Origin of the sequence: Nitrospira tepida (genome assembly GCF_947241125.1) — a bacterium.
GTDB classification, from domain to species: domain Bacteria; phylum Nitrospirota; class Nitrospiria; order Nitrospirales; family Nitrospiraceae; genus Nitrospira_G; species Nitrospira_G tepida.
Map to the genome: position 1 here is coordinate 2,389,386 of NZ_OX365700.1, position 10,278 is coordinate 2,399,663.

The 10,278-nt window shown below is 61.6% G+C and carries 8 protein-coding genes; all 8 read left to right on the forward strand.

Going from position 1 to position 10,278, the window contains the following annotated elements; all coding sequences use genetic code 11:
- Positions 1-423: 423 nt before the first annotated feature.
- On the forward strand, positions 424-5,067 hold the full coding sequence (locus QWI75_RS11330) for an adenosylcobalamin-dependent ribonucleoside-diphosphate reductase (protein WP_289268682.1): 4,644 nt from the start codon (positions 424-426) through the stop codon (positions 5,065-5,067).
- A 470-nt stretch (positions 5,068-5,537) separates the two neighbouring features.
- Positions 5,538-6,032: a hypothetical protein gene (locus tag QWI75_RS11335; RefSeq protein ID WP_289268683.1), complete on the forward strand. Its 495-nt coding sequence runs from the start codon at positions 5,538-5,540 to the stop codon at positions 6,030-6,032.
- Positions 6,033-6,057: 25 nt separating this feature from the next.
- Positions 6,058-6,939, forward strand: a complete 882-nt coding sequence (locus QWI75_RS11340) for a universal stress protein (protein ID WP_289268684.1) — start codon at positions 6,058-6,060, stop codon at positions 6,937-6,939.
- Between the two features lie 77 nt (positions 6,940-7,016).
- Positions 7,017-7,445, forward strand: a complete 429-nt coding sequence (locus tag QWI75_RS11345) for a hypothetical protein (RefSeq protein WP_289268685.1) — start codon at positions 7,017-7,019, stop codon at positions 7,443-7,445.
- 143 nt (positions 7,446-7,588) lie between these two features.
- Entirely contained in the window at positions 7,589-7,882 is a 294-nt protein-coding gene (locus QWI75_RS11350; RefSeq protein ID WP_289268686.1) for a cupin domain-containing protein, read from the forward strand.
- 2 nt (positions 7,883-7,884) lie between these two features.
- Complete coding sequence (locus QWI75_RS11355) at positions 7,885-8,295, forward strand: ACT domain-containing protein (RefSeq protein WP_289268687.1); 411 nt, start codon at positions 7,885-7,887, stop codon at positions 8,293-8,295.
- Positions 8,296-8,494: 199 nt separating this feature from the next.
- On the forward strand, positions 8,495-9,073 hold the full coding sequence (locus QWI75_RS11360; RefSeq protein ID WP_289268688.1) for a septal ring lytic transglycosylase RlpA family protein: 579 nt from the start codon (positions 8,495-8,497) through the stop codon (positions 9,071-9,073).
- A gap of 195 nt (positions 9,074-9,268) precedes the next feature.
- Positions 9,269-10,219 carry an IS110 family RNA-guided transposase gene (locus QWI75_RS11365; protein ID WP_289266904.1) on the forward strand — a complete coding sequence of 317 codons (951 nt, stop codon included), beginning with the start codon at positions 9,269-9,271 and terminating at the stop codon, positions 10,217-10,219.
- The last annotated feature ends 59 nt before the right edge of the window (positions 10,220-10,278 follow it).

The window sequence follows — 10,278 nt, forward strand, 5'->3', positions numbered from 1 at the left end:
GGCTGTTGCACAGAGCACAGCCAAGAATCGCGAGGGCGGTAGGCTACTGAGCGGCTGTGGGATTGTCAAACTCCCCTATGGCACCGGGTGAGTAGGGAAAAGTCTCCCTGTATCGCCTGGAAATATGGACTCAGGTGAAGGAAAAAATGCTCCGATTTTGCCAATTCACCCATGTGGATAACCGCTCAGGATCATCGCCGAAAGCATGTCTGGAGGGCCTTTGGCGCTATTCACAGGATTTCCCTCCTATTCACAGTGAATCCACAACATTTAGTGTTGACAAAATGTAGAGATCGCTATATGTAGCATACGACTAACAGCGGTCAGTTCGACAACCCCGAATCTCCAGTTCGCGACAGCCTGGTTTCCGGCGGTTCAGCCCAACCACCATCCACCCACTCGGTGACCTCCAAGGAGGGAGTCGTGAGAATTGAACGTCGGTTCACAAAGCGCGGCCATGGCCCGTACGAGGGCATCACGTTCGTGAAACGGTCGTCCGAGATCCGGAACCCGGACGGGTCCACGGTCTTCAAACTGGACAACATCGATGTGCCGGAATCCTGGTCGCAGTTGGCCATCGATATCCTCGCCCAGAAGTACTTCCGGAAGGCCGGTGTGCCCCAGGTGGATGCAGAGGGCAAGCCGATGACGGGCGCCGACGGGAGGCCGGTGCTCGGGGGCGAACGGGATGCGCGTCAGGTGTTCGAACGGTTGGCCGGTTGCTGGACCCATTGGGGAAAGGGCCACGGGTACTTCAAGACGGCCGAGGATGCGACCGCCTTCCATGACGAGATGTGCTACATGCTGGCCTGCCAGATGGCAGCGCCCAATTCGCCGCAGTGGTTCAATACCGGGCTGCATTATGCCTATGGGCTGACCGGACCGGCACAGGGTCACTACTATTTCGATCCGACGGTCGGTGAAGTGGTCAAGGCGGCCAACGCCTTCGAGCACCCGCAACCTCATGCTTGCCAGCCGTACGATGCGCTGATCTCCACGCCGGACGGACCCATTCCCATCGGAGAGATCGTGGCTCGCGGGCTCGTCGGCCTGACGGTGTTCGATGGCCGTCTGGAGGGGAGGGGCACAGCGCAAGTGGTGGCCGTGAAGGACAATGGACAGAAGCCCGTGTTCCGGATCGTTCTCAAGAACGGGATCTGCGTCGATGCGACAGCGGATCATCTGGTGTGGGCGAAATCGGAGCGACGGAGCGGGGGCGAATGGCTTCGGGTCAACGCCCTTGCACCAGGGATGCGATTGGAACTCTCGACCGTCACCGCCGTGGACAGTCGGCCTGATTCACGGGCGGAAGATGAGGCGGCCCTCGTCGGCTGGCTTCATGGTGATGGCTTCGTCGGACAATACGAGCACGGCACCAATCGAAGCCTGACGCTGGAATTTCTGACGATCGACAAGGATGAGTTTCACTTCGTCCAGGATCGCATTCAGCGCGTGTTTCCGGACGTGCACTACCATGTTCGGACCGTCGACACGCAGACTCCCGGCCTGGATGTGCGCCGGATCAGGCTGTATGGGGAGGCCCTCCGCCCCTTCGTGGAGCAATATGACCTCCTGCGCGGTCCCAAGGAAGAGCTGCGCATTGCCGGCGGGTTGAGGAGAGGGGGCCGCGAGGTGCAGGCCGCGTATCTGAGGGCGTTGTTTCAGGCCGACGGGACGGTTCGGCTGCGATCACGTCGTTTCCGCACCTCCGATGTGGTGCTGACGACGGTGTCCCAGCAGTTGGCCCGCGATGTCCAGGCGCTCCTCCTCAATCTCGGCATCTATGCCAGGGTCCAGCGCGGCGTCGAGACGCGCGAGAATCGCCGGGTCCCGTATTTTGTATCCATCGGCTATGCCCAGGCCCGGGAACGGTTTCGCAGCATCATCGGATTCGTCTCGGAGGACAAGCGGGGCAAGCTGGATCGCGCCTGCTCACACGACTTTGCCGGCAAGGCTCTCCCGAGCTTGCGGGAAGAAACCATCGCTCGAATCGAGGCCTTGGGTGTGCTGCCCGTCTACGACATTCAGACGTCCAGCGGTCAGTACCTGTGCAACAACGTGGTCGTGCACAATTGTTTCATCCAGTCCATCGAAGACGATCTGGTCAACGAGAACGGCATCATGGACCTGTGGGTCCGTGAGGCGCGGCTCTTCAAATACGGATCGGGGACCGGGACGAACTTCTCCCGGTTGCGGGGCGACGGGGAGCCTTTGTCCGGCGGCGGCCGGTCCTCCGGGCTCATGTCGTTCCTGAAGATCGGCGACCGCGCGGCAGGGGCGATCAAATCGGGCGGAACGACCAGGCGGGCGGCCAAGATGGTCTGCCTCGACCTCGACCATCCGGACATCGAGGAGTTCATCGATTGGAAGGTCGTCGAAGAGCAGAAGGTCGCCGCGATGGTGACCGGCTCGAAGATTTGCGCCCAGCGGTTGAACGCCGTCTTGAAGGCCTGCACGGTGGCCGGCGGCGAGGGGCAGGGTCAGGTCGAACTCGACATGAAGAAGAATGCGGCCCTGCGCGAGGCGGTGTCCGCGGCCCGGCGCGACATGGTGCCGGAAGCCTACATTCAGCGGATGTTCGATTATGCCAGACAGGGCTATACGCATTTTGTCTTCTACGAGTACGACACCAACTGGGACGGCAAGGCCTATCAGACCGTGTCGGGTCAGAATTCCAACAACAGCGTGCGCATTCCCAACGGGTTCTTCGAGGCCCTGGAGCGGGACGGCGACTGGGAGCTGCGGCGCCGGATCGACGGCAAGGTCAGCAAGACGGTCAAGGCGCGAGACCTCTGGGACAAGATCGCCTGGGCGGCTTGGATCTGCGCCGATCCCGGCACGCAGTACGACACGACGATCAACGAGTGGCATACCTGCCCGGAAGATGGGCGTATCAACGCCTCCAATCCCTGCTCGGAGTACATGTTCCTCGACGACACGGCCTGCAACCTGGCCTCGCTCAACTTGGCCAAGTTCTACAACGCCGAAGGGGAATTCGATTTGGAATCCTTCCGGCATGCCGTGCGCCTCTGGACGATCGCGCTGGAGATCAGCGTGCTGATGGCCTCCTTCCCGAGCCGGGCCATTGCTCAGAAGAGCTACGAGTTCCGGACGCTGGGCCTCGGTTACGCGAACCTCGGGACCATTTTGATGCGGCAGAGCATTCCCTACGATTCGCCCAAGGCCCTGGCGATTTGCGGCGCAATCACGGCCATCATGACCGGCGAATCCTACGCCGCATCCGCGGAAATGGCGGCGGAGCTCTCGCCCTTTCCCGGTTACGCGCGCAACCGGGAGGCCATGCTGCGGGTGATCCGCAACCACCGCCGGGCCGCCTATGGGGCGCCGGCTGGTGAGTATGAAGGCTTGACGATCAAGCCGATGGCAATCCAACCCGAGCACTGCCCGCCGGAGATCCTATTGGCGGCACGGCGCGCCTGGGACCGGGCCCTGGAGCTCGGCACGGCCTACGGCTTCCGCAATGCCCAGGTGACGGTCATTGCACCGACCGGGACGATCGGGCTGGTCATGGATTGCGATACGACCGGGATCGAGCCGGACTTCGCCCTGGTCAAGTTCAAGAAGCTGGCGGGCGGCGGCTACTTCAAGATTATCAACCAGAGCCTGCCCCCGGCGCTCGCGGCTCTGGGCTATAGCGACGCGCAGATCCAGGACATCGTGTCCTACTGTGTCGGCCGGCAAACTCTCAAGGGCGCGCCGAGCGTCAACCACGAGAGCCTGCGGCAGAAGGGGTTCGATGATGCGGCGCTGGAACGGTTGGAAGGCTCCTTGGCCCAGGCCTTTGAAATCCAGTTCGCGTTCAACAAGTTCACGTTGGGCGAGGACTTCTGCCGAGAAAAGCTGGGCCTCACCGAGGCGCAGTTGGCCGATCCGACCTTCAATATGTTGAAGGCCTTGGGCTTTACCCAGGAGGATGTGGTCGCGGCCAACGACTATTGTTGCGGCACCATGACGATCGAAGGGGCTCCGCACCTGAAACCGGAGCATCTGCCGATCTTTGATTGCGCGAACCGCTGCGGGCGCCTCGGCCAACGGTACATCGCGGTCGATGCCCATATCCGCATGATGGCGGCGGCGCAGCCCTTCATCAGCGGGGCGATCAGCAAGACGATCAACATGCCGGCCGACGCGACGTTGGAGGACGTGAAGGCAGCCTATCTATTTGCCTGGAAGAGCATGGTCAAGGCCGTCGCTCTTTACCGGGACGGATCGAAGCTGAGCCAACCCTTGAACGCCTCATCGGACAGCGGCAAGGCAGTGGAGGCAACGCCCACCGTCATGACCGTCGCAGAGAAGGCGGCGGAACGCGTGCTGGTCCGATACCTGGCCAAGCGGCGTCCCTTGCCGGCGCGCCGCAACGGCTATACGCAGAAGGCCATCATCGGAGGCCACAAGCTTTACCTGCGCACCGGTGAATACGAGGACGGGACCTTGGGCGAAATCTTCCTGGACATGCACAAGGAAGGAGCCGCCTTCCGCAGCTTGATGAACAATTTCGCGATCGCGATTTCATTGGGGCTGCAACATGGAGTGCCGCTGGAGGAATTCGTCGAGGCCTTCGTGTTTACTCGGTTCGAGCCGAACGGGCCGGTGAAGCTGAACGACCGGATCAAGATGGCCACCTCGATCATCGACTACATCTTCCGCGAGCTCGCCATCACCTATTTGGAGCGCTCCGACCTGTCCCAGGTCCAGGAGGAAGACCTGCGGATGGATTCGATGAAGAAGGACGAGCAGGACCCGGAATGTGAGGCGGAAGAAGCGGACATGTCGGCCCTGGCCAAGGCCTCAATCCTGACCGAACACCTGCCGGTGCGGAGGAACGGGCTGCATGGGAACGGACATGGCCATGGGAACGGGCACGGCAGCGTGGCCCATAAGTTGGAGCTCAAGCGGGAGACGCTGACCGTGACCTCCGTCCGTCAGGAGGCCAGGCAAAAGGGCTATGAAGGCGATCCCTGCCCGGAATGCAAGCAGTTCATGATGGTCCGCAACGGGACCTGTCTGAAGTGCATGGGCTGCGGCGCCACGAGCGGCTGTTCGTAAGAACAAGAGCACCTGGTCCAACTCCTCAGGGCTCCCCGTGGCGGGCAGCAGGCCCGCCACGAGGCATACATGGAATCCCAATCTCCTTTGTCCTCCGACCCTGAGGCAGCCTCTGGCCGACAGGTGCGGTAATCTCTCCTTCATCCTTTGAAGGCGCTATTTTCGGGCGGTCATCATCTTGAAGGCCAAGCAGGTGTTGGAGTGGCCCGATACGGCGAGAGGGTGAAAACGGTCGCTTAACCTTGACTCGGTCACGGGCCATTGATAGGTTGGCCGCTCGCGAGTTCCCGGTTCTGGCGTGAACGGTCCTTGAGCGTGTGTTCCCGCCAAATAAATGCTGGAAGACTCCGTTCAGTGGAGGCGCCTCTGGAGAAGGTGTCTTGAGGTCCTTACGTGCACAGTCCTTTCTGAAAGCGGATCTTCTCCGTGGCCTGCGCGGACGAGGGCTTTTGGTGGTCCTGAGCCTGTGCATGTCCGGGTGCCCACTGATCATTTCGCTCGACTACGTTCCCTCGAACAACGTCAAGGGGCAGGGCCCTGTACAGGTGCGGGACTTCATCTATCGCCCGGCCACGCAGGGTGCGGTGAGGCCAAGGGAAGTTGGCGTGCCGTCGGAGGGGATCGGCCGCATCTTCCTATCCAGCGAGATCGGCACGGTGTTCACGGACGCGATGAAGCGCGAGCTGACGCACTCGGGATATCAGGTGAATCAAATGGAAGGGGAGGGTCAGGCGCAGCCTGCGACACCGGTGATCTCCGGTGTGGTGGAAAAATACGCTCTGCTGGAACCGGGAGTGTTTGAAGTAGCCGCCTCGTTCACGGCGACCAAAGGAGACGGAACGCAACAAGCGTTCGCCTGCGAAGCCCGTCACAACGAAGGCGTGATTGAAGTCATGATCAAGACCGCCATGAGGAACTGTATTCAACAGTTCATTGTGAGCGCGCAGGAAGCCGCAGTCTTCTGACCAGGAAGGGAATTGGTCCATACATATGATATCCGGCCCACTGTTGCAGCATGTGTTTCATCCTTCCGATTTCAGCGAGGCCAGCGCCACAGCCTTCGCCCACGCGCTCAAGGCAGCCCTGGTTGCCAAGGCCGATCTGACGATGCTGCACGTGGCCGGAGGTGAAGAGCTTGAGTGGGATGGGTTTCCCGGCGTGCGGGAAACGCTTGAACGGTGGGGCCTGCTGCCGCCGAATAGTCCCAGGAACGCCGTCCCGAAACTCGGCATCGATGTGAAAAAAGTCATCACCCGCCAGGCCGATCCGGTGGAGGCGGTCGTCGGCTATCTCGGCAATCATGCCGCCGATCTGCTCGTTCTCGCGACCAATCAGAATAAGGGTCGGATGCAATGGCTGGAGAAATCGGTCGCGACGCCCGTGGCGCTCAAGTCCAGGCTGATGACCCTGTTCATCCCGCATGGTGTGAAAGGATTTGTGTCTCTGGACGACGGGTCGGTCTCGCTTCGCCATATCCTGATCCCGATCGACGCACAGCCGGACCCGCTGCCGGCGGTTCAAGCCGCCGTTCGAATCGTGCTTCAACTGAATTGCCCGGCAGGGGCCTTCACGCTCCTGCACGTCGGAGAGGAAGGGCAGGGGCCGGAGGTGCCGCTACCGGATGTCCCCGGGTGGGAATGGGAGCGGTTGACCAAGCAAGGCGATGTGACGGATGTCATTCTGGAGACGGCGAGCGAACGAACGGCCGACCTGATCGTCATGTCCACCGAAGGGCGAAACGGCTTCCTCGATGCGCTACGCGGAAGCCAGACGGAGCGGGTGCTGCGCGGGGCCTCCTGTCCGCTGCTGGCGATCCCTGCGGCAAGCTGGATGGCGGCCGCCCTGCAGAGCGACGCCGGCTGCGAAGGGTGACGCGAAGGGGAGCAGGGACTCCGGCTCTTATTCGGCTCACATCATCGTGGTAACGGCGAAGAAAGGATTGTGTTGCGATGGGGCAGTCGTATCGGATGGGAATGAGGGGATGGATAATCCTGTGCTCGGTGATCGGCCTGCTGTCTTGCGCCGGTGGACCCGAGAAGCATGAGCAGGTACCGTGGCAGTTTGAACCGATCACCGGGATGGAGGCCGTCAGTGGAAAATGGCAGGGGGTGCTGAAACGAGTGCCGGAGAACGTGGATGATTGGGTGAAGGTGGTGATTTCGGAGGACGGGGTCTATCAGTTCGCCACCTACCGAACCATCGGAGTCTTCAAGGGAGAGGGCAGGTTCTCGTTGGTCGAGGGACGGCTGAAGGCCGAGAGTGAAAGGGGAACGATTGCGGGAACCCTGTTCCGTGCAGGAGACCGCCGGCTGCTGAAGATTCGGGCTCGGAGCCACGACGGAAATGACTATGCGGTCAACCTGACCCCGGCGCCGTAAGCCACGCCGATCGCCGTCGTTCCAATGGTTCCTACCCGACGAAGACCGGCTCCGGCCTTGAAGTCGCTTGATCTTGACCGCGATGGGTTCCCCATATATAAAACTGGTCCAACTGACCGGTACATTGTCCGGACGTCATATTCATGGCGGTCCCAGATCGACGGGCGATCGAGCGCGATTGGCGGGAACGGGGGTTCAGTTGCGGGCTGTGGGTTGATCCTCCCGGGCAAGTATGGGAGGATTACGTGCACTCGGTCGACGAACTCGTTCTCGTGCTGCAAGGAAACCTCGAAGTGGAGGTCGGCGGAGAAACGAAGCGCCTTTCCGCGGGGGATGAATGCTTCATCCCCGCGCATCAGTTCCATACGGTGCGCAATGTCGGCGGGGGCGAGGCCCGGTGGTTGTACGGGTATAGAGAGATAGGGGAGGGAGAATAGGGATGCCAGTCGCAAGTCAGATCGTCATTACAGGCCAAAGCAAGCCGGGAGTGCTCGCCCAAGTGGTTTCGGTGCTCGCCGGCGCCAAGGTCAATATCAAGGCCTTTTCCGCCCCTGAGGTCACCGGCAAGGGGAATCTGCGGCTGTTGGTGTCAGATGTCGATCAGGCGCGGGCGGCATTGAGGGCGGCCAAGGTGAAGTTCCGGGAAGAAACGGCCCTCGTGCTCAGCTTGGAAAACAAACCCGGCGCACTCTCCGATGTGGCCGACCTGCTCAAGAAAGCCCGGATCAACATCAAATGCGGCTATTGCACGCCGTCCCGCGAGGGCAGCAGGGCCATCGTGGTGCTGACGGTTTCCAATACGTCCAAGGCGTTGGGCCTGCTTCGGGGGCAATCCCTCGACGAATTTTGATCGGCCTTCAAGCCAAGCACCGATTCTCCATACCAACCGTCTTCACCCGATCCCGGTTGTGAAGCCCCGACGGAGAACCACGTCCCTCTTCACTCCTCCTGATTGGTTGTATCCGTTTCGTCTCTGCTCTGCCTTGGTGTCGCTCCTTCTTCTCTCGACTCTCCACGGTTGCGGAAGTTCACCCAGGCTCACAAGGGCAATGTATCCGCCCGGGTATCCCGTCGGCTATATCGAGCGTGGCATTGCGTCCTGGTACGGGCCGGGCTTTCACGGAAACAAGACCGCCAACGGCGAGCGGTATGACATGAATCAATTGACCGCCGCCCACCGCACCTTGCCGCTGGGGTCGGTCGCCTTGGTCCGATCGTTGACCAGCGGCCGGGAGGTCACGGTCCGGATCAACGACCGGGGTCCCTTTGCAAAGGGGCGGGTCCTGGACCTGTCTTACGCCGGAGCCAGGGCGATCGGGATGGTGGGATCCGGCACGGATGAGGTCGAGCTTCGCGTGATCGATTTTCAGGGACCTGCCGGGCCATTGGGTTATCTGAGGATCCAGGTCGGCTCATTTGCCGATGCGTCGCTGGCCCAAGCGCTGCTTGGTCGAGTCCGTGCCCTCCATTATGACGGCCGGATCCTGGTCGTCACCCTGCCGGAAGGAAAGCGGTATCGGGTTCAGGTGGGACGATATCAATCGGAGCAGGAGGCGGAAACCGTTGCGACCAGGGTAGGGGCTGAGCTTCAGGTCGACCCCCTGATCGTCAGAGATGAAATCCTCTGACAACCATTGAGTAAGCCTTGTATCTTGGAATTGTGGTACATGAGACATACGGAATGTGACAGATCGATACGCCTCCGGTCCGAAGAGACCGCGGCCGAGCCGGGTCGTCACATTCCCTATTCCATAAGCCCGCACAGTTGCCTGGGCCACCGAGCCCGCATCAAGACAAGGACGGGCTTCACCAAGGAGGAGGCGATGCAGACATCGTCGGTGTGTGTCGGAATTGATATCTCGAAAGCGCAGCTGGACGTCGCCATGCGGCCGGCTGGCACGCCGCTGAGCGTCCCGTATGATGCCCAGGGAATCAGCACGGTGATCGCACGGCTGAGCCAGGTATCGCCGATACGGATTGTCGTGGAAGCCACCGGGGGCTTGGAACGGCCGTTGCTGCGGGCGCTGGTGGACGCCGCCTTGCCCGTGATCGCGGTCAATCCGCGCCAGGTCCGGGACTTTGCCAAAGCGACGGGCCGGTTGGCGAAGACCGATACGCTGGACGCGCAGGTGTTGGCCCGCTTCGCAGAGGTCATCCAACCGGAAGTGCGGGCGCTCCCCGATCCGCAGACCGCGGAACTGGCGGCCCTGTTGGCGCGACGCCGCCAAGTGCTGGCGATGCAGCGGGCCGAGCAGAACCGGTTGGACCGAGCTCCAGCCCGCGTGCGGAAGCGGATTGAAGCCCATCTGCGCTGGTTGCGCACCGAACTGGCCCGGCTCGACGAGGACCTCGATGACATGATTGAAGAGAGCCCCATCTGGCGTGCACGCGAAGATTTGTTGCAGAGCGTGCCCGGCATCGGACCGGTAATGAGTCGCACGGTCTTGGCCGAGCTGCCGGAGTTGGGCTTGCTGAATCGCAAGCAAATTGCGGCCTTGGTGGGCGTCGCGCCCTTCAATCGGGACAGTGGGCGGCTGCGCGGCCGACGCACCATCTGGGGTGGGCGGGCCCCCGTCCGCACCGCGCTGTACATGGCGACCTTGGTGGCGACGCGCTGGAACCCCGTCATCCGGCAGTTCTACCAGCGACTGCGTACCGCCGGCAAAGCATCCAAGGTCGCGCTGGTCGCCGCGATGCGCAAGCTGCTGACCATTCTCAATGCGATGGTACATCATGGGACTCCATGGCAACCGGCCGCTGCACGGAGAGCTTGACATTCAAGACAGTTGCTCGGCCGAGAGTCCTTGAGGCCTTACTGGGCACAGATATCATA